This is a genomic window from Agrobacterium sp. AGB01 (assembly GCF_014851585.1).
Classification (GTDB): Bacteria; Pseudomonadota; Alphaproteobacteria; order Rhizobiales; family Rhizobiaceae; genus Agrobacterium.
The window spans coordinates 386,785-410,618 of record NZ_JACVAB010000002.1 but is presented as its reverse complement, the minus strand read 5'-3'; the positions used below and the strand labels follow the sequence as shown (position 1 = coordinate 410,618).

The following is a 23,834-nucleotide window of genomic DNA, read 5'->3' as shown; positions in this document are numbered from 1 at the left end:
TGATTTGTACCAGCTGACTAATTACATTGCGCTGCAGATAAAAATTTTCTGTTTGCGGTTTCGATGGCTGGCATTGGTGCGGGGGATACAGTTTCGCCTTAATGCTCTGGACAATATAGCCTGCGCCAAATGACACGAGTTTTCGTCTCTGGTTTCACAAGTCGTAGTCAATGCCTTCTGACGTGGAGCACGCATAAGAGCATGTGAACGACCTTTCGCGGATATGACACATGCAGCGCAAAACCATCGGCAAGCCATTTGTTGTGGCACTTCTTTCCAGCGTATTTCTGCCCTTTGCAGCGATGGCCGAGAAACAGTCTCCCGCTGAGGCACAAGCAAACCTGCCTTCAATCGTCGTGACAGAAACGGTCAAACGCGATTTGGTGGACCGGATTATCGCCACGGGCACCATTCAGCCGGTTGATGAAATCTACGTGCAGCCTTTGGTCGACGGTCTATCCATTGACAAGCTGAATGTCGATATCGGTGACCAGGTGGAAGCCAACGAAGTTCTGGCTGTGCTGTCCACCGACGCGCTTCTCCTGCAAAAGAGCCAGCTTGAAGCCAACAAGGCGAAGGCTGAAGCTGCCCTTGCACAATTCAAGGCGCAGGTTATCGAAGCGCAGGCCAATTCCGACGATGCCTCCCGCCAAAGCGACCGCGCAGCAAGGCTCGGCAAAAGCGGCTCAGGCTCCGTCTCGCAGGTTGAACAGACCCAGGCACAGGCCGAAGTTGCAGTGGCACGGCTGCAGGCCGCCAGACAGGCCGTCACGGTCGGCGAAGCCGATGTAAAGGTCGTTGATACCCAGATTGATGACATTGATCTGAAACTTGCCCGCACCGGCGTCAAATCTCCGGTTGCCGGTATCATCGCGGCAAAGAACGCCAAGATTGGTGCCATTGCCAGTGGTTCTGGAACACCGCTTTTTACGGTTATCAAGGACGGCGCTATTGAACTGGTCGCCGAACTCTCGGAAACCAGCATTCAGAAAATCAAAATCGGTCAGTCCGCATTTTTGACCATCGCCGGAGCCAGCAACCGTGTCGAAGGCAAGGTGCGGCTTGTGTCGCCAACCGTTGATCCGGTGACCCGTCTTGGCTCTATCCATATTACCATTCCGGCAGATCAGGCGCGCTCGGGCATGTACGCCAACGCCGAAATCATTGTCGCCCAGGAAAATGCTCTGGCGCTTCCTCTTTCCGCTGTTACCACCAATCGTGACGGATCGACCGCACGCAAGGTGGAGGATAATATTGTCCGGCAGGTGAAGATCGAAACCGGCATACAGGACAACGGTTTCGTTGAAGTGTTGAGTGGCCTTTCCGCCGGCGACAAGGTTGTCGAAAAGGCCGGTGCATTTGTGCGTGATGGTGACCATATCAGCCCTGTCGCGGCCTCTGCCGCCGTCTCTAATTAACGGAGCGATCCCATGAACTTCTCAGCATGGTCGATCAAGAATCCGATTGCTCCAATACTCGGCTTTGTGCTGCTGCTTGTTGTCGGCATACAGTCGTTTTATACGTTGCCGATTACCCGCTTCCCGAACATTGACGTTCCCGTGGTGGCCATCACGGTCAACCAGAGTGGCTCCTCGCCATCTGAGCTGGAAATGCAGGTCACCAAGGAAATTGAAGACGCGGTCGCCTCAATCAGCGGTATCGACGAAATCCAGTCAACGGTAACGGATGGCCAGTCGCAGACGACGGTTATCTTCCGTATCGAAAAGCCGACCGAAGAAGCCGTTCAGGACACCAAGGACGCCATCGACAAGATCCGTAGCGATCTTCCGTCTGACATTGAAGAACCTATCGTTACCAAGGTGGATGTCGAAGGCCAGGCCATTCAGACCTTTGCGGTTTCTTCGCCAAACATGACGCTGGAAGAACTGTCATGGTTTGTGGATGACACCGTCAAGCGCGCGCTGCAAGGCCAGTCCGGCATCGGCAAAATCGACCGCTATGGCGGTGCAGACCGCGAAATCCGTGTTTCGCTCAATCCTGCCAAGCTGGATGCCTATGGTATCACCGCAACCGAGGTAAACAGCCAGCTTCGTGGCACCAACATCGACCTCGGTTCCGGTCGTGGACAGGTCGCGGGCAACGAGCAGACCATCCGTACACTGGGCGATGCGCGCAATGTCGCACAGCTTGCCGACACCACCATTTCCCTGCCTAGCGGCCGTTTCGTAAAGCTATCGGAACTTGGCACTATCAACGACACCTACGAGGAGCCGAAGTCCTTCTCGCGCTTCAATGGCACACCGGCTGTAACCTTTGCCGTTTTCCGTTCAAAAGGCGCCAGTGAAGTCTCCGTTGCCGAAACCGTTGCGAAAAGCCTTGATGAAGTGCGTGCCGCACATAAGGACGTTACCATCGAAATGGTCGATGATGCCGTCTACTTCACCTATGGCAACTACGAGTCAGCCCTTCACACGCTGATCGAAGGTGCTGTTCTGGCCATCATCGTGGTGTTGCTGTTCCTTCGCAACTGGCGTGCAACACTGATTGCCGCCGTCGCGCTGCCGCTTTCTGCGATCCCGACATTCTGGATCATGGATGTCATGGGCTTTTCGCTGAACCTTGTCAGCTTCCTCGCCTTGACGCTCGCCACCGGTATTCTGGTGGATGACGCGATCGTGGAAATCGAAAACATCGCCCGCCATATCAAGATGGGCAAAACGCCGTATCGTGCCGCACTGGAAGCCGCCGATGAAATCGGTCTTGCGGTGATTGCCACCAGCTTCACCATCATCGCGGTCTTCGTGCCAGTGTCCTTCATGCCGGGCGTACCCGGCCAGTACTTCATCCAGTTCGGCTTGACCGTTGCCTTCTCGGTGTTCTTCTCGCTGATGGTGGCGCGTCTGATCACACCGTTGATGGCCGCCTATCTGATGCGCGCTGAAGACGCCATGGATGATCATCACGACAATGATGGCGCACTGATGAAGGCATATACCCGCCTCGTCACTGCCACCACACGCAAATGGTGGGCCCGTTATCTGACCCTGGTCGGAGCAGTGGCGTTTCTTGCCGGCTCGCTGTTTCTTCTCAGCGGCGTGCCGGGCAGCTTCATGCCTCCGGAAGATTCCTCACGCGTCGTGCTGTCCATCGAACTGCCGCCCAATGCGACTCTCGATGAAACCGACGCCACCACCACGAAAATCTATGACGCATTACGCGACATAAATGGCGTGGAAAGCGTTTTCGTTCTCGGTGGTGCCTCGCCCAAGGGTGATCTCGAACTGCGCCGTGCCACCGTGCGCGTCATTTTGCAGAACATCGACCACTCACTTGTCAAAATGCTGGTCAACAAAGGTCTAGGCTCCATTCCGCTCATTGGACAGTACTTGCCAAAGGTCGAGGAAACAGGGCGCACCAGACCGCAATGGGATGTTGAACGCGATATTTTCGCTCGCGTGAAAAGCATTCCCGATGTGCGCATCATCAAGCTGAATGACCGCGCAGAACGCGAATTGACCTTCAACTTCCTGTCGTCAAATGAAGCCGATCTCAACGAAGCAACCGGCATCCTGGAATCTCGCCTGCGCGCTTCATCCATTCTGGCAAATGTCAGCTCGGAAGGCGCCCTGCCCCGTCCGGAACTGCAAATTCGTCCACGCAAGGATGAGATTGCCCGCCTCGGCATAACACCCCAGCAGATCGCCCAAACCGTTCGCGTTGCCACTATCGGTGATATCGACGCCTTGTTGACCAAGATTTCGTTGGATGATCGCCAGATCCCGATCCGGGTTCAGGCTTCGCTCGATGTCCGCCGTGATCTCGCACAAATCCGTGCCATAAAAATCAAGACGGCAGCCGGTGCATCCGTACCGCTCTACAGCGTTGCCGACATTGATTATTCGGAAGGTCCAAGCTCCATCAAGCGCAACAACCGTAACCGTGTGGTTGCCATCGGTTCGGACGTTCCATTCGGTACAGCACTTGATACGTCGACGGCGGAATTCAAGCGCATCGTTTCTGAAACCCAGTTGCCACCATCAGTGCATCTGGCCGAAAGCGGTGACGCCAAAATTCAGGCCGAGATGCAGCAGAGCTTCGGCAACGCCATGTTGCTTGGTCTGATGCTGGTTCTGGTGGTCCTGATCCTGCTGTTCAAGGACGTCATCCAGCCATTCACCATCCTGTTCTCTCTGCCGCTGGCAATTGGTGGCGTAGCGGTGGCGCTGATCATCACCCAGAATGCGCTGTCCATGCCTGTTCTGATCGGCATCCTGATGCTGATGGGCATCGTCACCAAGAACGCCATCCTGCTGGTTGATTTCGCCATTGAAATGCGACGCCACGGCATGGAGCGTGTTCACGCCATGGTGGAGGCGGGTCGCAAACGTGCCCGTCCAATCATCATGACATCGATTGCCATGTCAGCCGGCATGCTTCCTTCGGCGCTCGGCGTTGGTGAAGGCGGTTCATTCCGCGCACCAATGGCGATCGCAGTGATAGGCGGCATCATCGTCTCGACAGTCCTGTCACTGGTGGTTGTTCCCGCCTTCTTCCTGATCATGGATGACCTCTCGACACTTCTAGGACGGATTTTCGGTCGCTTTGTCGGCAAGAAGGAAGAAGACCCGGAAGTTCTCTCCAAGGAAGAACTGTCCCAGATGGCGCTCGATAACTCCCGCGCCCTGGCAGAGGTTGAAAAACGGATGGATGCCATGGAGCGTACCGGCTCAGGCTCAACGCGAGACAATACCAAGAACGACAATGTTCTGAGATTGCCGCCTCTCGCAGCAGAATAAAGTCTTGCTCAATGACACGAAAAACGCCGGATGCATAATCCGGCGTTTTTGTTTGAGCAGGCACATAAATGCCAACCAACATTTACAGGGAACTTCACAGTTCGTTGATCGAAATCAAATAGCGGATTTTCCGCCGTGGTATTCTTCCCGAAATTGGCAAGTTTAATGTTGGCAAGACTTGGGCAGACAGTGAGAACACCAGTGGCATGGTGTGCAGGGCCGGAAGCAGTGAACCGGACCGCTGCGTTCACGGTATCGTCTGTCAGGTCAGGGTTTGATCGGGAGCCATGACAAACGTGAACAAAACTGTGAAACTGAGCAATAAGGACAGGAACATCCTTGTCCGCGCTCCCTTCATAGGAGCGGGGGATGATGCGTCGGCGCTGAAACTTCTGGAAGCGGCGGCCATCGTAACATTCGATCCACGCCATATTCTTTTTCGCGAAAATGATCCGGCCGAGCACCTTTACTGTGTGCTGAACGGCTTTGTGCGTATCTATCGTCTGAACAAGGACGGCCGCGAAGCGGATATTCGTGTCTGCGGGCCGGGTGACACTTTTAACGAGTGCCTGATTTGCGGTAGCGACCGTTACCGTTACAATGCCCAGACCGCCGAAAGCACAACGCTGGCGCGTTTCGAGCTGCCGCGTATCCGCAACATGATCGAGCAGGAGCCCGGCGTTGCCAAGGCCGTTATGCAGTGCCTGTCGAATAGCCTTCTCAACGCCATGGACTGTGTGGCCAATGACCGTTTGCAGACAGCACCACAGCGTGTCGCAAACTATCTGATCACCAGCGGCCCTCACGGCGCGACATCCTATTCTCTACGCCTGCCATTCCAGAAAAGTCTTCTGGCAGGCAAGCTGGGCCTCGCGCCAGAAGCGCTGTCCCGCGCTTTTTCCACCCTGCGGGACGCAGGTGTGACAGTTCGTGGTCGCGTCGTTCAGGTGAATGATATCGGCGCGCTGCGCCAGATTTAGCACCGCATCTCTTAACGCTGAGATGGCATTGGGAAAAAAGACAACTGGACAAATCCAAGGCCGTTGCATGACCATTATGCGCAACGTGCTTTGCCTCTTTCCTGCGGGGAGCGGGGGAGTGAAAAGACGGGATGCCTTCGTGGAGCGTTCCGTCTTTTCTGTTTCATGGTACCCAAGGTTTACGCCGTAGGAAACAAGGCAACAGCCTTAAAGACCGCCCTGCACTTTCAGGAAACTGACGATACCATCGACGCCATCGCCGCGCTTCATATCGGTGAACAGGAAAGGCATCTGCTTGCGCATGCGCGTTGCGTCCTTTTCCATCACATCGAGATCAGCCCCGACATAGGACGCCAGGTCTTTCTTGTTGATTACCAGCAAGTCGGAGCGCGTAATGCCCGGACCGCCCTTACGCGGGATTTCTTCGCCCTGGCAAACGGAAATCACATAGATGGTGATGTCAGCGAGATCAGGGGAAAAGGTCGCAGCCAGATTGTCGCCACCCGATTCGATAAACACCACATCGAGATCCGGGAACCGTTCATTGAGACCGGCGATGGCCTGCAGATTGATGGTGGCGTCTTCACGAATGGCGGTGTGCGGACAACCCCCTGTCTCGACCCCGACGATGCGCTCAGATGGCAAAGCCTGCATACGCACCAGCGCCTCGGCATCTTCCTTGGTGTAGATATCATTGGTCACGACAGCGACCGAGTAATCCGCGCTCATCGCCTTGCACAGCTTTTCCGTCAGAGCGGTTTTTCCCGAGCCCACAGGTCCGCCAATACCAACCCGCAAAGGGCCATTTCCCGATTTCATCAGCTGTTCCTTTATATGTTCTGATCGCACGACTTTATGGAGCTTGATCGTCCGGTTCAATATGCTGCGCTGCACCGTCAGAAAAATTGACCTACCTTTGCGGGGGATAATGCGCCCAATGTCAGCGTTCGAAATGCCGCGATAATCAGGACCGAAACAGCCGTGAATGCTGGATTTCATGACGCAAGAACGCGGTATCCGCCAGAATGGTCGAGCTTCCCAGATCATCCAGAGTCGAGCCCTTTGCCTTGACCGAGATGTCAGTCAGAAGCTGCTCGGTGCTTGCGAGAATAGCAACACCGTCCGTCTGACCTGCGAGCCCCAAGCGTATCGCTGCTGACACCATTTGCGAGACACCGGCATGCAGATAGGCGGCAATGGCACTGACCGGATCAATCCCATGGGCTGCCGCAACAGCACCAACGGCAACCGGATATGCGGTTTGCGCTGGCAGCAGCTCAAATACCTGGTGCGGCCAGGCCTTGGCAGCGACAAGAAACGCGTCGCCCAGTTGAACCGTCTCGCGGTAACGTTCCGCAGATCCGGCAAGGGCACGGGCCAGCTCACACAGTTCATGCAGCGCCTGACTGTCTTCATGGCAACGGCTGGCCGCCGCCAGAAACACCGCGTCATTCCACAGCGCACCACGTTCGAGCGATAGTTTCACCCAGACGGAAAGCTCGTGCGGATTGCTGAGCAAGCCATCATGCACCGCCCCTTCCAGGCCAGACGAATAGGAAAACGCTCCGACGGGAAATGCCGGAGACATCCACGCCATCAGCCGCAGCAGCCCGGCAAGATCGCTCTGTGCGCTCATCGATCAGTCGTGATTATGGTGTTGATGACCGTGCCCGTGATCATGTCCGTGGTCATGCCCATGATCATGTTTGTGATCGTGGCCGTGTGAGTGGCTGCCATGCGAATGATAGGCGCCACGCGCTGGCTGGAATGGTTCCTCAACGTCGAGAACCGTTGCGCCAAGGCCTTCAAGCATCGAGCGAATGACATGATCACGCAGGATCAGAATGCGGCCCTCTTCGATCTGCGCCGAAAGATGTCTGTTGCCCAGGTGCCAGGCCAGTTCGATCAGATGAAGTGTATCCCGTCCGGTGATTTCAAACAGTTTCTCATTGGCAGCACGTACTTCGATCAGGTCGCCATTTTCCACCACCAGGAGATCACCATGTGCAAACAATACTGGCTCCTTCAGGTCCAGCATCACCATCTCATCATTCTGTAAATGAAGCAGCTTGCGGCGCAGGTGGCGCTGGTCATGGGCAAGCACCACAAAGTCGGATGTTTCATCGGCAGGCGTGCCAGCTGGCAGGTATGAAGTGACGCGTAACATGGCTTTTCCGGTTCCATTAAAAAGTCTCAAATGAAATAACTGCCGGATCACCTGCCTGATTGCAAGGTTCAACTTGCCCTTGCCTGCCCCTGTTTGACATTACGAACGGCAGAGCCGTTCAACAGCGTAACGCCGCTGCGATACTCCTGCTGTACACCATGCATTTCATTCTCGTGCAGAGCGCGATTGCGGCCACTGGCCTTCGCAAGATAAAGCGCACGGTCCGCAGAAATGAAAATATCGTCCTTGCGCCGACCGGGCACGATCTCCGCCACGCCAACCGACACCGTGGTGCTAACCACATCCGTTTCAAAATTCAGTGTCAGCGCTTCAATTTTCCGACGCGCCAACTCCACGAGTGCCATTCTGTCGCCCTGCTGGCCGCCCTTGATGATGACGGAAAACTCCTCCCCGCCCAACCGTGCGACCGGATGCAGGGAACTGAAAGAATCAGCCAGCGTATTTGCAACGGTGCGAATGACGATGTCGCCAGCGGAATGGCCGTGACAATCATTGATCGCCTTGAAGCGGTCAAGATCGAAGATGGCAAGCGAGGCATTATCCTGCACGCTCTCAAAGGCCTCGTTGAACGCCCGACGGTTCAACAGGCCTGAAAGTGCATCGGTGCGGCTCAACCGTTCGAATTCATCGCGAGAATGATAAAGTTTGCGGATAAGGCGCCATGCACAAAAGGAAATAAACAGCGCAACGCTACCACCAACCAGCCACGACATGGCAATGCCATAGGCAATGGCTAGCGAGAATGTCACCGGCAAAACGTCGAAAACACTCGCCATCAGCAATACTGAAATACTGACGAAAATCGAGAGAATAATTGCAAGAAAAACCGTCTTACCAGCGAATGCGGGAATAGTTCTCGCATTCTCAAGTTCGGCGGAATCAATATCGATTGAAAAGAGTTTTTTCAGACGAGCAAACATCGAAGCACCTCATTTAACCTCCTAACGGATAAGGCCCAGATGTTTGTTCGAAGTTAATACAATGTCTAAAATTTTAGTATTTCCAAGTATAAAATCGAACACACATAGAACATAGCAAAAATCCAAAAACAACTTGACACACCAAGAAGAAGACACGTTTCAGCCTTAAAAACAGGGCTAAACCGAATCGAATTTGGCTTTCAAACCATCATGTTCGGTAATCGAAAGAGCGGTCCAATGCCTTGCTGCATAGGGATAGTTGCTACGGATAACCATTAACACTTTAAAGTCATACATCGTTTGCAAAAAAAGGCCCGGAATTGCTTCCGGGCCTTTGCGTTTAAATCAAAATTTGACGTGGGTCTCAGGCGACCTTGCGAGCCTGCAGATGCTCGAGAATGCTCTGTGGAGAAGACAGGCCGTACGGATCGCTTTCGCAATTGTCGGAATAGCCTTCTTCTTCGAACCACTGCTCGACAACGCCGTCATTAACGACGGCAGCATAACGCCATGAACGCATGCCGAAACCGAGATTGTCCTTGGCAACGAGCATGCCCATCTTGCGGGTGAACTCACCCGAACCATCAGGGATAACCTTGACGTTTTCGAGGTTCTGGCTTTTTGCCCACGCGTTCATGACGAACGCGTCATTGACCGACAGGCAATAGATTTCATCGACGCCCAGCGCGCGGAATTCTGGTGTCAGCTTTTCAAAATCTGGCAGCTGGTAGGTCGAGCATGTTGGCGTGAAAGCACCTGGCAGGGAGAAAAGAACAACCTTCTTGCCTGCAAAGTAGTCGTCGGATGTTACGTCCTGCCAACGGAATGGGTTTGGACCGCCAACAGCTTCGTCGCGAATGCGCGTGCGGAATGTAACGGCGGGAACTTTTTTACCTAGCATGATTTTCTCCTGTCGATGGCGCGCGACAAAGCTTGGGAACAATGCCCGCCTTTAATTCGTGTTTCGAGATAGCGTAAAACGGCGTTCAATGCAGCAGGAAATATCCCTCTGCACAGCAGCCATGCACAATTACGCGGTTTCTGAGGCGCCTTCTTAAAACAGGAAGTAACGTTGCGCCATAGGCAGAACGGTTGCCGGTTCGCAGGTCAACAATTCCCCATCGGCACGCACTTCGTATGTTTCAGGATCGACCTCGATATGCGGTGTCAGATCATTGAGGATCATCGATTTCTTCGAGATGCCGCCACGCGTGTTTTTGACCGCAACAAGGTTCTTTGCAACACCTAGACGCTGCGCCAACCCTGCATCGAGAGAGGCCTGCGACACGAAGGTCACCGAAGAATTGGTACGTGCCTTGCCGTAAGCCCCGAACATCGGACGGTAGTGAACCGGTTGCGGTGTCGGAATAGACGCATTTGGATCACCCATTGGCGCTGCAACAATCATTCCGCCCATCAACACCGTATCCGGCTTGATACCAAAGAAGGCCGGATTCCAGATCACCAGATCCGCACGCTTGCCGACCGCGATCGAGCCGATTTCATGGCTGACGCCATGTGCGATGGCAGGATTGATGGTATATTTGGCAACGTAACGACGCACACGGAAATTGTCGTTATTACCCGTTTCTTCCGGCAAACGACCACGCTGACGTTTCATTTTGTCCGCCGTCTGCCAGGTCCGGATCGCCACTTCACCCACGCGTCCCATCGCCTGACTATCGGACGAAATAATCGAAAACGCGCCGATATCGTGCAGGATGTCTTCTGCAGCGATGGTCTCCTTGCGAATGCGGCTTTCCGCAAAGGCAATATCCTCAGGGATGGATGGCGACAGATGGTGACAAACCATCAGCATGTCCAGATGTTCGGCCAGCGTATTGACCGTATACGGCCGCGTCGGATTGGTGGACGACGGGATAACGTTCATCTGACCGCAAATCTTGATGATGTCGGGCGCGTGGCCACCACCGGCACCTTCGGTGTGGAAGGCATGGATGGTGCGACCCTTGATCGACCCGACCGTGTCTTCCACAAAACCGCTTTCGTTCAACGTGTCCGTATGGATCATCACCTGAACATCATATTCATCCGCAACTGAGAGGCAGCAGTCGATAGCTCCCGGTGTTGTGCCCCAATCTTCGTGCAGCTTGAGCGATGTGGCACCACCAAGCACCATTTCTTCGAGCGCGCCAGGCAGCGAGGCATTGCCCTTGCCGGCAAAGGCAAGGTTCATCGGGAAGGCATCTGCCGCCTCGATCATGCGGGCAATGTGCCATGGCCCCGGCGTGCAGGTCGTCGCCAGCGTGCCATGGGCCGGGCCTGTGCCGCCACCCAACATGCAGGTTATGCCACTCATTAGCGCTTCTTCGATCTGCTGCGGGCAAATGAAGTGAATATGGCTGTCCATACCGCCAGCGGTAACAATCTTGCCCTCACCGGCAATCGCTTCGGTGCCCGGTCCAACAATGATGTTAACGCCCGGCTGCGTGTCCGGGTTACCGGCTTTGCCGATGGCAACAATACGTCCGTCTTTGAGGCCGATATCGGCCTTGACGATACCCGAGTGGTCAACAATGACAGCGTTGGTGATAACCGTATCAACTGCACCATTGGCGCGCGTCACCTGGCTTTGCCCCATACCGTCACGGATAACCTTGCCACCACCAAATTTGACCTCTTCACCATAGGTGGTGTGGTCTTTTTCGATTTCGATAAACAGTTCGGTGTCCGCCAAACGCACCTTGTCGCCCACCGTTGGACCAAACATGCTGGCATAGGCTGCACGGGAAATTTTATAAGCCATTAGATCATGCTCCCTGAAAAGCGGAGAAAAGCTATTCTATTGAAATTCTTACAAGTTTACCTTCGCTTGCGAAGGTATCGACCAATTGTTTTTCAGCCTGAAACGGATGCCCTGCCCACCCCTGATGGCCAAAGCCGGTAATAAAAACCTGGGCCTGATCTTTAGCCGCCATGTCCAGCACCTGGAAAATGGCAATCAAACCACTGCTCGGGCAAATATAGGGTTTTGGCGAATATGCGGCCAAAAATCCGTCCGCACGCTCATGGATGTCACGCGAAATGATCTGGTGCTGTTTGCCGTTGTCTGAAGCGATCACAGCAAAAGCATCACTATAGTCTTCACAGAAATCATCCAGTTCCGGATTCGAAACCTTCAAACCGGAACGCATGTCCAGAAATTTAGCGGGATCGCGTACCGACCAGATGGTTGATGCCGCCTGGACCGGCTGTAGTGATCGCCATTGCGGCTCCTCACTCATCGATTTTCCCGGACGCCCGGTATTACACACGGCAACGATATCAGTTTTGACGCCACCACGACCGAACGAACGGCAATCATTGAAACGGATCACCAGATCCGCAACATCAATCAGTTCATTTGCACCGTCAGGTATGTCGCCATTGCCGACAACCACGATTTTTTGCCCCATCGCGGTTAGAATCCTTCCGAGAGGGAACGTAATTCTTCCGTCCGCTTGCGGCTCATATCGGCAAGACAGGACGACACCAGCAACGGTTCCATGGAGCCGCCGCGCGCCTGAAAGCCAACTGCTTCGCAATTGGCATCACGATAGGCAATCCATGCTCGTTGCGCTGCCAACAACGCTTTGACCGCACCTTCGCCATCTTCACCCGCAGAACTGTCTCGCTCCGCCAGAACCTTACGCACGCTCTGATATTGCGTGTTTAGTTCCGCGTCCGCTGTCTCGTAATCCCGCGCCGCACAGATGTTCATCTCTGCCTGCGTCATCGGCGAATCACAGTCGATGTCAGGTTCACTCTGCGCTAACGCCGTTGTTGCGGAAGCAGCACTGATGATAAGTGCTGCTATTCCGTTATAAATCATCCGTCCTGTCATCGTGACGCGCCGTCATAGGCTTTGGGCGACAGCGCCCTGGCATCCACGCCGTCGAGGCAATTGGCGTTGACGGCGACCATCGGCGTACCATCAGGTGCATCGGCATAAGCAAAGCTTTCAATGCCGCAGGTTGCGCAGAACAGGTGATGGATCTTGTGCTTGTTGAACAGATATTCGCTGAGGCTCTTTTCGCCCGAAACCAGTTTAAAATGATCCTTTGGCACAAATGTCAGTATCGATCCCAGCCGTTTACAGCGAGAGCAGTTACACACCACCGTCTGATCGAGATCGGCATCTGCCTCAAAACTGACTGCGCCGCACTGGCAACTTCCGTGATAATGTTGCGTTGCCATATCAAAGCCTCCCCATGACCTGCTGACGAAAACCATAGACTTCACGTTTGCCGGAAAGCGGCACCAGCGTCACTTCACGGGTCTGCCCCGGCTCAAAGCGCACGGCCGTTCCTGCAGGAATATCCAGGCGCATGCCAAAGGCACGGTCTCGCTCGAAGGCAAGTCCGGCATTGGTTTCTGCGAAGTGATAGTGGCTGCCAACCTGTACCGGCCGATCACCGGTGTTGGAAACCTTGAGAGTGATCGTCTCCAGACCCGCATTGAGTTCGATGGAGCCTTCGGCTGATATAATTTCCCCTGGGATCATTTGATCCTCCTTATAGTTTCGGCCTATGCACTTGTTCGAGAACTACAGCCTTCCGCCTTGAGTATGCGAACCGTGGAGGGCGGATTGTTCACCAGCTTTCCAGCCGGTCTTACCGGCCTGCGCACGAGTTCGCCGCCGCAATTCGGGCATTTTCCTTCAAGAGTGCCCTCAGCGCAATCGCTGCAATAGGTGCATTCGAAAGAGCAGATCACAGCCTCAAGGCTTGCCGGAGGCAAGTCCTTGTCGCAGCACTCACAATTGGGTCTCAGTTCCAGCGCCATGGTGTTCCCCTTGATAAGCGTCAGCGGATTGGTTCGTGAACCGTCACCAGCTTTGTGCCATCGGGAAAGGTCGCCTCCACCTGAACGTCATGGATCATTTCGGCAATGCCTTCCATGACCTGGGCACGGGTAATAACATGGGCGCCAGCCTCCATGAGCTCGGCAACAGCGCGACCGTCGCGCGCGCCTTCCACGACAAAATCCGTGATGAGCGCGATTGCTTCAGGATAGTTCAGCTTCACACCGCGCTCCAGACGACGGCGTGCAACCATGGCCGCCATGGAAATAAGCAGCTTGTCTTTCTCTCTCGGGCTAAGGTTCATTATCGTCCCACTCTTGTTCTTATAGATTCCAGACTTTCGGCACTGGCGCGCCATTACGCAAGTGCGAAATGACCGGCACCAGTATTTTTCTCAACGCAAATCCGTCTTCTGCGGCAACACGCACCACAAGCTTGCCTTGCCACTCGCTTGCCCCACCATGATCGCCCAACGCTTCGCGCACTTTCGGCAACATCGCCTCTGCCAGAGGCCCGATGTACAACAGCGTAGCAAAGGCCACCTGCCCGTTCAGTACGGATGCCGATCCTGCCAGTTCTTCGATCTCGCCATCCAGGAGCAGTTCTTCGGCATGGATAAGTTTACCGCTGTGACGAATGCGCCAACGGTCGCGAAACAGCCCGCCACGCATCATTTCACCCATGGCTTTGCGGCCTAGCAAAACAGCTTCGACGGCCAGAAACTCTGCGGAGGGATCAATATCTGCCTCCAACCTGCGGCTGAGGGAAGCATTGTCGAAAAGAATGGTTTCCTGTGGCAGCCAGTGCAACACAGAACCAGCTTCAGCCGTAACCCGTGCAGTGACGGTAGCAGTACCAAACGACGCTTTGTAGATTTTTTCGCAGGCTTGCGTGGTGACCGTCAGTCTGGAGCCCGCACCTGCAACGGCGCTCCACTCGAGTTCATCGCCGCCAGTCAATCCACCGGAGGAATTGATGAGAATGGCTTCCATTTCATTGGAAAACGTATCAGGAAGGCGGATCTTGGCGCAGCCTTCCTGATACAATGTTTCGAGCCGGGTCTTGCCCTCGGGTGCCTTGGTTACAAGGCGTCCTCTACCACGCGCTCTTTGCTGACGGCTTTGATGGCGGGTATGCTCCCCGAGTTGCTGGTCTGAATGCACGTCGTCTCCGAAGTTTTTGCCGAAGCCGAAGCTGGCACTGCCTGCAAGACGCAATCGCTTTTCTTGACCGCAGCATCAACCACCAGCTGGCCTTCTGTGTTCTGGAAGAAATCCCACATCGTGTCAGCGGCATCAACCTGTCGCGATACCTCAGCCACAGCTTTGCGCTTGCCGTCGGCAGAGGCTTGAATAACCTCGGCTTTTACCGGGCTGCGCGGCCATGCATGGTCCCAACCGTCAATCACGTAGGAATAGACACGTGAACCGGATTTGCAAACATCATAGGTATTGAATGTCACACGACCGGCAGTGCGGCTTTTGACGGCGCCCTTGCAGCCGTCCAATTCCGCCCAGCGCTTCAGCGCGGTTTCACCGCTATAACGCCAATAGGCTTTACCACCACCATGATAAGGGTTGGCAGGATCCTTGGTACCGGCAAAGGCAATAATAGAGATAGGACGTGCTGGTGTGCAGGTCGCACCGTCAGGCATCCATGAACCATCTTTTTCGACCGGATAACCGGCACGAAGCGACGCGACAAAACCGGCTGCCGCAAAGTCCTCGTTACCGTTGCACAGATATTGCGATAGCATGCGGCCGCCACCGGAATAACCGGAGGCATAGATGCGCTGTTCATCGACACACAGTTTTTCTGAAACAGTCTTGATCGCCGCGCGGATGTAGCTGACCTCATCCAACCCGCCTTCGCGGGTGGTGACACCCGGTACATTCCAGGCATTCGTTCCGGTCATTTCGCCGGACAGACTGCCCTGCAGCGCAACTGTGATAAAGCCGTCGCGTTCCGCGACCCGGTCCCAGCCACTGCGGTTCATCTGGCCAATGGCATTGCTGTTGCTGCCATGGAAATCAAACACCACAGGCAATTTTTTCTGTCCGTCATAAGATGATGGAACAAAATAAACGGCCGAGCGTTGATCACTACCGGACACCACGGAAAACTGGTGACGGCCCGGCTCGACAGGTTGACCGCACATCGATGCAGATGCAGCGGCACTCATGGCTGTGAGCGCTAAGAAGCTTGCGGTGATGGTTCGAAGGGGCAAGACAAACCGGACGATCCGGCCAGCATTATCAAGTTTCATCGGCACGCCTTTATTGGCACAAGTTCCCAACCATACGGCAGAGACACGTGGAATGTAAGGGATCGACGGAAGCCGCATGCTTTAAGGCACTTCATGTGTCCTGCATGCGTCAATGTTGCGCCAGATACCACAACTCATTATTCGATGAAATGCTAAAATAATGCATAAATGCCATGCAACAACGCATAGGACTTCACTTTATTATAGCGGCTTTACATGTCCGTGAACGAAACCAGGTTGATTACACTGTCAAATGGCGACGCGCCTCCTGGCTATCCAGCGTTTCAGCCGCCCCTTGATGAACGATCTCACCGCGGTCCATGATGTAAACATAGTCGGCAAGCTCACGGCAGAAATCCAGATATTGCTCCACCAGCAGAATAGCCATTCCGGTGGAATCTCGCAGATATTTGATCGCCCGCCCAATATCCTTGATGATTGATGGCTGAATGCCCTCAGTCGGCTCATCCAGCACCAGAATTTTCGGGCGCGTCACCAATGCACGGCCAATGGCCAACTGCTGCTGCTGCCCACCGGACAAATCCCCGCCACGGCGCGACAGCATGGATTGCAGCACCGGAAACAAGCTGAAAATATCATCCGGAATAAAACGATCCTTGCGCGGCAGCGGCGCATAACCGCTTTCCAGATTTTCCTGCACACTCAACAACGGAAAGATTTCACGTCCCTGCGGCACATAACCAACCCCACGCTTGGCGCGCTGATAGGGGGCGAGGCCGTTGAGGCTTTCACCACCAAAGCTGATGGTGCCGGCACTTAAAGGATGCTGACCAGTAACGGCACGCAACAGCGAGCTTTTACCAACACCATTGCGTCCGAGAACGCAGGTAATCTTGCCCATCTCCGCATTCAGCGAAATGCCACGCAAGGCCTGCGCTGCGCCGTAGTGAAGATTGATATTGTTAACGCTCAGCATGTCATCGCCCCAGATAATTCTCGATCACCTTCGGATCGCTTGACACAAAATCGATGGATCCCTCCGCCAGCACCGAACCTTCGGCAAGGCAGGTCACCTTCACACCCAACTCACGGATGAAGCCCATGTCATGCTCCACCACCACCACGGAGCGGGTCTTGGCGATTTCCTTCAACAGCACAGCCGTTTCGGCGGTTTCAGCATCCGTCATGCCAGCCACCGGTTCGTCGACCAGAAGAAGTTTCGGTTCCTGGGCCAGCAACATGCCGATCTCCAGCCACTGTTTCTGGCCGTGCGAAAGATTGGCTGCCAGATCATGGCGACGATGGCCAAGACGCACGGTGCCGAGAATTTCCTCGATGCGGGCTTTGTCTTCTTCGGTCAGCCGGTAAAACAGGGTGGCGAAAACCCCGCGCTTGCGGTTCAGCGCCAGTTCCAGATTGTCCCACACCGTGTGACTTTCAAATACGGTCGGTTTCTGGAATTTGCGACCGATGCCAAGCTGGGCAATATCCGCCTCATCTTTTTTGGTGAGGTCGACGCTGTCTTCGAACAGCACCTTGCCGGTGTCAGGTCGCGTCTTGCCGGTGATGATATCCATCATTGTCGTCTTCCCGGCACCGTTAGGGCCGATGATGGCACGAAGTTCCCCCGGCTCCACGACGAAAGACAGGGAGTTGAGCGCTTTGAAACCGTCGAACGACACCGACACACCATCAAGATAAAGCAGGCTTTTTGATCTGTTTTCAGCAATCATATTCATGGATATCACTCCGCCGCCTGCTGCGCAGGTGTTGCCGTGTTCACCTCAACCGCAGCTGCCTTTTTGGTGTTTTCCAAGGCATTACGCTTGTCCCGGCGGTTGCCGATGACCTGCTGGATGGTGCCAACAATGCCCTTAGGGAAAAACAGCGTGACGGCAATAAAAAGCCCGCCCAATGCAAACAGCCACAATTCAGGGAAAGCACCGGTGAAATAGCTCTTACCGCCGTTGACCAGCACGGCACCGATAATAGGACCAATCAGGGTGCCGCGACCGCCGACCGCCGTCCACACCACCACTTCAATCGAGTTGGCAGGCGAGAACTCACCGGGGTTGATGATACCGACCTGCGGTACGAACAGAGCACCGGCGATGCCTGCCATCATGGCCGAGACAACAAAGGTAAAAAGCTTGATGTTTTCGACACGGAAGCCCAGGAAACGCACGCGGCTTTCGGCATCGCGCACCCCAACCAGAACCTTGCCGAATTTGGAATTGACGATAGCCGAGGCGATCAACAGGCTGAGCGCCAACATGATGGCCGTCACGGCAAACAGAACGGCACGTGTACCATCGGCCTGCACGGAGAAACCGAGAATATCCTTGAAATCCGTCAGGCCATTATTGCCGCCAAACCCCATGTCGTTGCGGAAAAAGGCCAGCAGCAGCGCGTAGGTCATCGCCTGGGTGATGATCGATAGATAAACGCCGTTGACGCGGGAGCGAAAGGCAAACCAACCGAACACAAAGGCCAGAACACCCGGAACAACCAGCACCATCAGCATGGCAAACCAGAACATATCAAAGCCCTGCCAGAACCAGGGCAATTCTTTCCAGTTCAGGAACACCATGAAATCCGGCAGCACCGGATGGCCGTAGACACCCCGCGTGCCGATCTGGCGCATCAGGTACATGCCCATGGCATAACCACCCAGCGCAAAGAACGCAGCATGCCCCAGCGAGAGAATGCCGCAGTAACCCCACACAAGGTCCAGAGCCAGTGCCAGCAAGGCATAGGCCAGATATTTGCCGAGCATCGACATGATATAGGTCGGCACATGCAGCGGGTTATCGGCAGGCAGCAACAGGTTTGATGCCGGGATGAGCAGGGCAACCGCCAGAAGAATGGCAAGAGCAATGGTGATGTGGCGATCAAGCGCCCGAAGAAGGAAGCCGGTAATCATGCTTCGATGGCCCTTCCCTTGAGTGCGAAGAGACCACGCGGCCGCTTCTGAATGAACAGGATGATGAGCACGAGTACAAGGATTTTGCCGAGAACAGCGCCGACCGTCGGCTCCAGGAACTTGTTGAGCACGCCAAGCGACAGCGCCCCGACAAGCGTCCCCCACAGGTTACCCACACCGCCAAACACCACCACCATGAAACTATCGATGATGTAGCTCTGACCAAGGTTGGGTGACACGTTGTCGATCTGCGAAAGGGCGACGCCAGCAAGACCGGCCACACCAGATCCAAGCGCAAAGGTAAAGGCATCAACCCAGGGCGTTCTAATGCCCATTGACGAAGCCATGCGGCGGTTCTGGGTGACTGCTCGCATTTGCAGACCGAAGGATGACCGTTTCAAAAGCAACAGCAGCGCAAAGAAAACCGAGAGAGAAAAGGCAACGATCCACACGCGATTCCAGGTAAAGTTCAGATAACCGACCCTGAACGAACCGGACATCCAGCTCGGATTGCCAACCTCACGGTTGGTCGGCCCGAAAATCGTCCGAACCGCCTGTTGCAGCACAAGCGAAATGCCCCATGTGGCAAGCAAGGTTTCAAGCGGACGGCCATACAGGAAGCGGATGACACCCCGTTCCATGACCAGTCCGACAAAACCAGTCACCAGAAATGCCACTGGCAGTGCAATGGCCAGAGACCAGTCAAACAAACCAGGGTAATTGCTGCGGATAACCTCCTGCACCATAAAGGTGGAATAGGCACCGATCATCACCATTTCACCATGTGCCATGTTGATGATGCCCATCACACCGAAGGTGATGGCGAGGCCGATGGCCGCCAGCAGCAGCACGGAACCAAGCGACAGGCCGTACCAGACATTTTGAACGCTATCCCAGACAGCCAGCGAGCTTTCAATGTTTGAAATCGCGCTATCGATATCAGCCTTCAGGCTGGTGTCGACAGAAGATGAGGCTGCCATCAGAATGCTGATCGCATCGCGCCCGCCAATCTTGCTGATGGTTTCAATTGCCGCTTTTTTCTCGTCCACCGAACGGTCCGAGGACAAAAGGGAGACAGCCCGCGCCTCTTCCATGCGGCCACGCACTTCTGCGTCCGTTTCCTTGGCAAGGGCAGCATCCAGCAAATCGAGATTTTCGGCACTGGGGGCCTTGAGCACCGCATCTGCCGCGGACAGGCGTACAGATTTTTCCGGGCTCAACAATGTCAAACCGCCCAAAGCGGAACGGATAACCCGGCGCAGATTGTTATTGACCTTGATCTTCGTCACAGCCGCTCTGGGCACTTCTCCAGCCGCCTCACCCGACAGCGGGTCGATCAACGCAAAACTGGAGCCTGCAGGCGTTGCCATGAAAACCAGATTATCGGCTTTGCGCACATAGAGGTCGCCGGATGCAAATGCCTCAAGTGCGGGAACGACACGTGGATCCCCAGTCGCTGCAATCTGCCCGATCAGAACCTCTGCCTGCTTGAAGTCAGCTGTGCCAAGCGCATCGACCAGTGCCTTCGGATCACTTTGCGCCATCGAAGGCGACATCAGACTGAACAGCAGGCCGATCACGACCAATAGACGAAATACCATAGTCCCAAGTCCCCCCTTGGAAGCCTGCACATCAGTTGCGAAAACTGGCAGACGAATTCTGGAGTGAAGGAGCTTTCCTTCATGCCTCAGGGGCTTCCCCCTTAGACGTCATCAGCGGGCCTCGCCCGGTTTATGTGCTTGGTGCCGACCAACTTCACGTTGATCGGCATCCGCATTTTTCGTTTATCAGCTGCCCTTGCCGCCGCACTTGCCCGAGGCCACGTTGAAGTTGCCGCACTCCATTGGCTTGCGCCAATCCGAGATCAGGTCCTTGCTGTCTGGCAGGTAATCGGACCACTCGTCGCCAACCACCTGTGGGGTCTGCTGAACGATATCGAACTGGCCATCGGCCTGGATTTCGCCAATCAGCACCGGCTTGGTGATGTGGTGGTTCGGCATGACGGTGGAGTAACCGCCGGAGAGGTTTGGAACCGATACACCAATGATCGAGTCGAGAACGGCATCCGTCTCGGTCGTGCCAGCGGCCTCAACAGCCTTTACCCATGCACTGAAGCCGATATAGGCCGCTTCCATCGGGTCATTGGTGACGCCCTTGTCATTCTTGGTAAAGGCGTGCCAGGTCTTGATGAACTCTGCATTGACTTCGGAATCGACGGACTGGAAGTAGTTCCAGGCAGCAAGGTGGCCAACCAGTGGTCCAGTGTCGAGACCGGCCAGCTCTTCTTCACCCACCGAGAAGGCAACGACCGGGATGTCTTCAGCCTTGACGCCCTGGTTTGCCAGTTCCTTGTAGAACGGTACGTTGGCATCGCCATTGATGGTGGAAACAACGGCGGTCTTTTTGCCAGCCGAACCGAACTTCTTGATGTCGGAAACAATGGTCTGCCAGTCGGAGTGACCAAATGGCGTGTAGTTGACCATGATATCTTCAGACTTCACGCCCTTGGATTCAAGATAGGCCTTGAGGATCTTGTTGGTGGTCTGCGGATAGACATAGTCAGTACCGGCCAGAACCCAACGCTCAACGCCTTCGGTGCTAGCGAGATAATCAACGGCAGGAATAGCCTGCTGGTTTGGTGCGGCACCGGTATAGAAAATGTTACGCGAGGATTCTTCACCCTCATACTGAACCGGGTAGAACAGGATGGAGTTCAGTTCTTCAAACACCGGCAAAACGGATTTGCGCGAAGACGATGTCCAGCAACCGAACACGGCAGCAACCTTGTCCTGGCTGATCAGCTGGCGTGCCTTTTCGGCAAACAGCGGCCAGTCGGAGGCCGGATCGACAACAACAGCTTCGAGTTTCTTGCCGAGAACGCCACCCTTCTTGTTCTGCTCCTCAATGAGCATCAACATGGCATCCTTCAGCGTCGTCTCGGAGATCGCCATGGTGCCGGAAAGGGAGTGGAGGACGCCAACCTTGATTGTGTCGTCGGCAGCAAACGCGCCGTGGAAGGCTGTGGTGGACAGGATTGCGCCAAGCAGCGCACCTGTAACCTTTGTTCTGAATGTCATCTGATCGAACCCCTCTTATGGTTTGCCTTAAAAGGCACCAGCAGCCTTTTTGACTGCCGCCGTGGGGAACTATCAAACGCACATCCGCAAAACCGTATACGTCAATTGACGTATGCAGGGTGGCGAAACAGGAAGGCAGAAAACTCAGCCATCAAGAAGGCCGCAAAAAGCAGCGGGGAAGGTAGGGACACTATTCGTTTACAGAGAACTTAATTGTGGAACTTAGTTCTGCGGTTTTGGATCTGTAGATGTCTCAAGGATGGCTTCCTGGTGATACCAGCTATCGAAGTCGACCTGAGGCATGGGAGTGGCATGAGGTTCAGGGTGCACAGACCCGTCCTTGCGGAAGCGGTTGTAGCCTGCACGACCACCGACGGGAAACTGATAAATTCTGGCACTTTCCATTTGCGGTTCATTTCTCATGATATTCTCTCTTCGTTAAAAACACCTCAGCATCTTGCTTCACCCTAATATAGCGCATCAGGATCGAAATTTCACCGTGTCGATTAAAAAAAAATCAAAAAGATTAAAAAATAGGCATTCAAAAAATCAAAGACGGGAAAGAGTAGTCTTTATGCAGCTAACGACCTAAAATCGGTCATTCCTGACGCAAAAAGCGCCGCTGCGGGCAAATTTCCGGTCCGAAGCGTCATAATAGCGCCCTTCCCTTTATAAAAACTTCATATTTGCAGGGAATTACGATTTGTCGCTTCCGTTAAACGAACAGCTTAACCAGTCGTTCCACCGCACACGAATCCACTCTCCCAAAAGAATTTTGCAGCCGTTCCGCCAACCAAATTCAAACTGGCACGCCGCGTGCTTGTGTATAGGCAGCCCTTGAAAGCGAAAGCGGTTTCCCTGCGGCCTGAACAGGTCAGGGGATATCAAGGCTTCGCATTATTACCTATGAGAGGTTCGCAATGACTAAGTTTAAACTCGAGTACATCTGGCTCGATGGTTACAAGCCGGTAGCAAACCTGCGTGGCAAAACGCAGGTCAAGGAATTCGACGAATTCCCGACACTCGAGCAGCTTCCGCTTTGGGGCTTTGACGGCTCCTCTACCCAGCAGGCCGAAGGCCACAGCTCGGATTGCGTTCTGAAGCCAGTTGCCATTTATCCTGATCCGGCCCGTACCAACGGCGCGCTCGTCATGTGCGAAGTCATGATGCCAGATGGCGTTACGCCACACGCATCCAACAGCCGCGCGACCATCCTCGACGACGAAGATGCATGGTTCGGCTTCGAGCAGGAATACTTCTTCTACGAAGACGGCCGTCCGCTCGGCTTCCCTGAGCAGGGCTACCCAGCTCCGCAGGGCCCATACTACACAGGCGTTGGCTACAAGAACGTTGGTTCCATCGCCCGCGAAATCGTTGAAGAACACCTCGACCTCTGCCTCGAAGCAGGCATCAACCACGAAGGCATCAACGCCGAAGTGGCCAAGGGTCAGTGGGAATTCCAGGTATTCGGCAAGGGCTCCAAGAAGGCCGCTGACCAGATCTGGATCGCTCGTTACCTGCTTCTGCGCCTTTGCGAAAAGTATGGCATCGACGTTGAATTCCATTGCAAGCCGCTCGGCGACACCGACTGGAACGGTTCGGGCATGCATTGCAACTTCTCCACCAAGTTCATGCGCGAAGTTGGCGGCAAGGAATATTTCGAAGCCCTCATGGCTGCGTTCTCCAAGAACTGGCAGGAGCATATCGACGTATACGGCCCAGACAACCACCTACGTCTGACCGGCAAGCACGAAACAGCCCCATGGAACAAGTTCTCCTACGGTATCGCTGATCGTGGCGCGTCGATCCGCGTTCCACACTCCTTCGTCAACAACGGTTACCGTGGTTACCTGGAAGATCGCCGTCCGAACTCGCAGGGTTGCCCTTACCAGATCGCGTCTGTCGTTTTGAAGACGATCGCAGAAGTACCGACTGCAAAGTCGGCTGCGGCCTAAGAT

The 23,834-nt window shown here is 54.7% G+C and carries 24 protein-coding genes; 4 read left to right on the top strand and 20 right to left on the bottom strand.

The genetic code is table 11. The features are described 5' to 3' along the window. Positions 1-230: 230 nt before the first annotated feature. The 3 genes from IB237_RS08700 to IB237_RS08690 all read left to right on the top strand — a co-directional run bounded on the left by IB237_RS08700 (position 231) and on the right by IB237_RS08690 (position 5,737). Positions 231-1,418, top strand: a complete 1,188-nt coding sequence (locus tag IB237_RS08700) for an efflux RND transporter periplasmic adaptor subunit (protein WP_192488255.1) — start codon at positions 231-233, stop codon at positions 1,416-1,418. Positions 1,419-1,430: 12 nt separating this feature from the next. Then, entirely contained in the window at positions 1,431-4,757 is a 3,327-nt protein-coding gene (locus IB237_RS08695; RefSeq protein WP_192488254.1) for an efflux RND transporter permease subunit, read from the top strand. Between the two features lie 287 nt (positions 4,758-5,044). Next, positions 5,045-5,737: a Crp/Fnr family transcriptional regulator gene (locus IB237_RS08690; RefSeq protein ID WP_192488253.1), complete on the top strand. Its 693-nt coding sequence runs from the start codon at positions 5,045-5,047 to the stop codon at positions 5,735-5,737. Between the two features lie 207 nt (positions 5,738-5,944). Here the strand turns inward: IB237_RS08690 and ureG are convergent, their stop codons facing one another. From ureG to IB237_RS08590, 20 genes are all read right to left on the bottom strand, one after another. Then, positions 5,945-6,556: an urease accessory protein UreG gene (gene ureG / locus IB237_RS08685; protein ID WP_192488252.1), complete on the bottom strand. Its 612-nt coding sequence runs from the start codon at positions 6,554-6,556 to the stop codon at positions 5,945-5,947. A 145-nt stretch (positions 6,557-6,701) separates the two neighbouring features. Then, a complete protein-coding gene (locus tag IB237_RS08680; protein WP_192488251.1) occupies positions 6,702-7,373 on the bottom strand; it encodes an urease accessory protein UreF in 672 nt (223 codons plus the stop codon). Between the two features lie 3 nt (positions 7,374-7,376). Next, positions 7,377-7,904 carry an urease accessory protein UreE gene (ureE, locus tag IB237_RS08675; protein WP_192488250.1) on the bottom strand — a complete coding sequence of 176 codons (528 nt, stop codon included), beginning with the start codon at positions 7,902-7,904 and terminating at the stop codon, positions 7,377-7,379. A gap of 68 nt (positions 7,905-7,972) precedes the next feature. After that, positions 7,973-8,845 (bottom strand): GGDEF domain-containing protein, encoded by an 873-nt coding sequence (locus IB237_RS08670; RefSeq protein ID WP_192488249.1) that lies wholly within the window; start codon positions 8,843-8,845, stop codon positions 7,973-7,975. A gap of 364 nt (positions 8,846-9,209) precedes the next feature. After that, complete coding sequence (locus IB237_RS08665; protein ID WP_192488248.1) at positions 9,210-9,746, bottom strand: peroxiredoxin; 537 nt, start codon at positions 9,744-9,746, stop codon at positions 9,210-9,212. 153 nt (positions 9,747-9,899) lie between these two features. Then, positions 9,900-11,612, bottom strand: coding sequence for an urease subunit alpha (gene ureC, locus IB237_RS08660; protein ID WP_192488247.1), 1,713 nt, complete (start codon positions 11,610-11,612; stop codon positions 9,900-9,902). Positions 11,613-11,643: 31 nt separating this feature from the next. Further along, positions 11,644-12,261 (bottom strand): Urease operon accessory protein, encoded by a 618-nt coding sequence (locus IB237_RS08655; RefSeq protein WP_192488246.1) that lies wholly within the window; start codon positions 12,259-12,261, stop codon positions 11,644-11,646. Positions 12,262-12,266: 5 nt separating this feature from the next. Next, positions 12,267-12,677 carry a lysozyme inhibitor LprI family protein gene (locus IB237_RS08650; protein WP_246787757.1) on the bottom strand — a complete coding sequence of 137 codons (411 nt, stop codon included), beginning with the start codon at positions 12,675-12,677 and terminating at the stop codon, positions 12,267-12,269. 8 nt (positions 12,678-12,685) lie between these two features. Beyond that, on the bottom strand, positions 12,686-13,042 hold the full coding sequence (locus IB237_RS08645; protein ID WP_192488244.1) for a GFA family protein: 357 nt from the start codon (positions 13,040-13,042) through the stop codon (positions 12,686-12,688). Between the two features lies 1 nt (position 13,043). Beyond that, positions 13,044-13,349 (bottom strand): urease subunit beta, encoded by a 306-nt coding sequence (locus IB237_RS08640; protein WP_192488243.1) that lies wholly within the window; start codon positions 13,347-13,349, stop codon positions 13,044-13,046. 23 nt (positions 13,350-13,372) lie between these two features. Beyond that, on the bottom strand, positions 13,373-13,630 hold the full coding sequence (locus IB237_RS08635) for a DUF1272 domain-containing protein (protein ID WP_192488242.1): 258 nt from the start codon (positions 13,628-13,630) through the stop codon (positions 13,373-13,375). 20 nt (positions 13,631-13,650) lie between these two features. After that, a complete protein-coding gene (locus IB237_RS08630) occupies positions 13,651-13,953 on the bottom strand; it encodes an urease subunit gamma (protein ID WP_192488241.1) in 303 nt (100 codons plus the stop codon). 19 nt (positions 13,954-13,972) lie between these two features. After that, complete coding sequence (locus IB237_RS08625) at positions 13,973-14,812, bottom strand: urease accessory protein UreD (RefSeq protein ID WP_371815272.1); 840 nt, start codon at positions 14,810-14,812, stop codon at positions 13,973-13,975. Next, complete coding sequence (locus IB237_RS08620; protein WP_192488240.1) at positions 14,731-15,915, bottom strand: PHB depolymerase family esterase; 1,185 nt, start codon at positions 15,913-15,915, stop codon at positions 14,731-14,733. The genes IB237_RS08625 and IB237_RS08620 overlap by 82 nt, the downstream gene beginning before the upstream one ends. Before the next feature lie 241 nt (positions 15,916-16,156). Continuing rightward, the gene (urtE, locus tag IB237_RS08615; protein WP_192488239.1) at positions 16,157-16,852 is read right to left on the bottom strand and encodes an urea ABC transporter ATP-binding subunit UrtE; all 696 of its coding nucleotides are present in this window, start codon (positions 16,850-16,852) and stop codon (positions 16,157-16,159) included. Position 16,853: 1 nt separating this feature from the next. Beyond that, positions 16,854-17,615 (bottom strand): urea ABC transporter ATP-binding protein UrtD, encoded by a 762-nt coding sequence (gene urtD / locus IB237_RS08610; protein ID WP_371815271.1) that lies wholly within the window; start codon positions 17,613-17,615, stop codon positions 16,854-16,856. A gap of 5 nt (positions 17,616-17,620) precedes the next feature. Continuing rightward, positions 17,621-18,799 (bottom strand): urea ABC transporter permease subunit UrtC, encoded by a 1,179-nt coding sequence (gene urtC, locus IB237_RS08605; RefSeq protein ID WP_192488238.1) that lies wholly within the window; start codon positions 18,797-18,799, stop codon positions 17,621-17,623. Further along, positions 18,796-20,400, bottom strand: coding sequence for an urea ABC transporter permease subunit UrtB (urtB, locus tag IB237_RS08600; RefSeq protein WP_192488237.1), 1,605 nt, complete (start codon positions 20,398-20,400; stop codon positions 18,796-18,798). The genes urtC and urtB overlap by 4 nt, the downstream gene beginning before the upstream one ends. Before the next feature lie 186 nt (positions 20,401-20,586). Further along, positions 20,587-21,876, bottom strand: coding sequence for an urea ABC transporter substrate-binding protein (gene urtA / locus IB237_RS08595; protein ID WP_192488236.1), 1,290 nt, complete (start codon positions 21,874-21,876; stop codon positions 20,587-20,589). A 222-nt stretch (positions 21,877-22,098) separates the two neighbouring features. Beyond that, on the bottom strand, positions 22,099-22,299 hold the full coding sequence (locus IB237_RS08590) for a DUF2735 domain-containing protein (protein ID WP_192488235.1): 201 nt from the start codon (positions 22,297-22,299) through the stop codon (positions 22,099-22,101). 497 nt (positions 22,300-22,796) lie between these two features. On the opposite strand from IB237_RS08590, the gene IB237_RS08585 reads away from it, so the two are divergent. After that, positions 22,797-23,831, top strand: coding sequence for a glutamine synthetase beta-grasp domain-containing protein (locus tag IB237_RS08585; protein ID WP_192488234.1), 1,035 nt, complete (start codon positions 22,797-22,799; stop codon positions 23,829-23,831). Positions 23,832-23,834 lie beyond the last annotated feature (3 nt).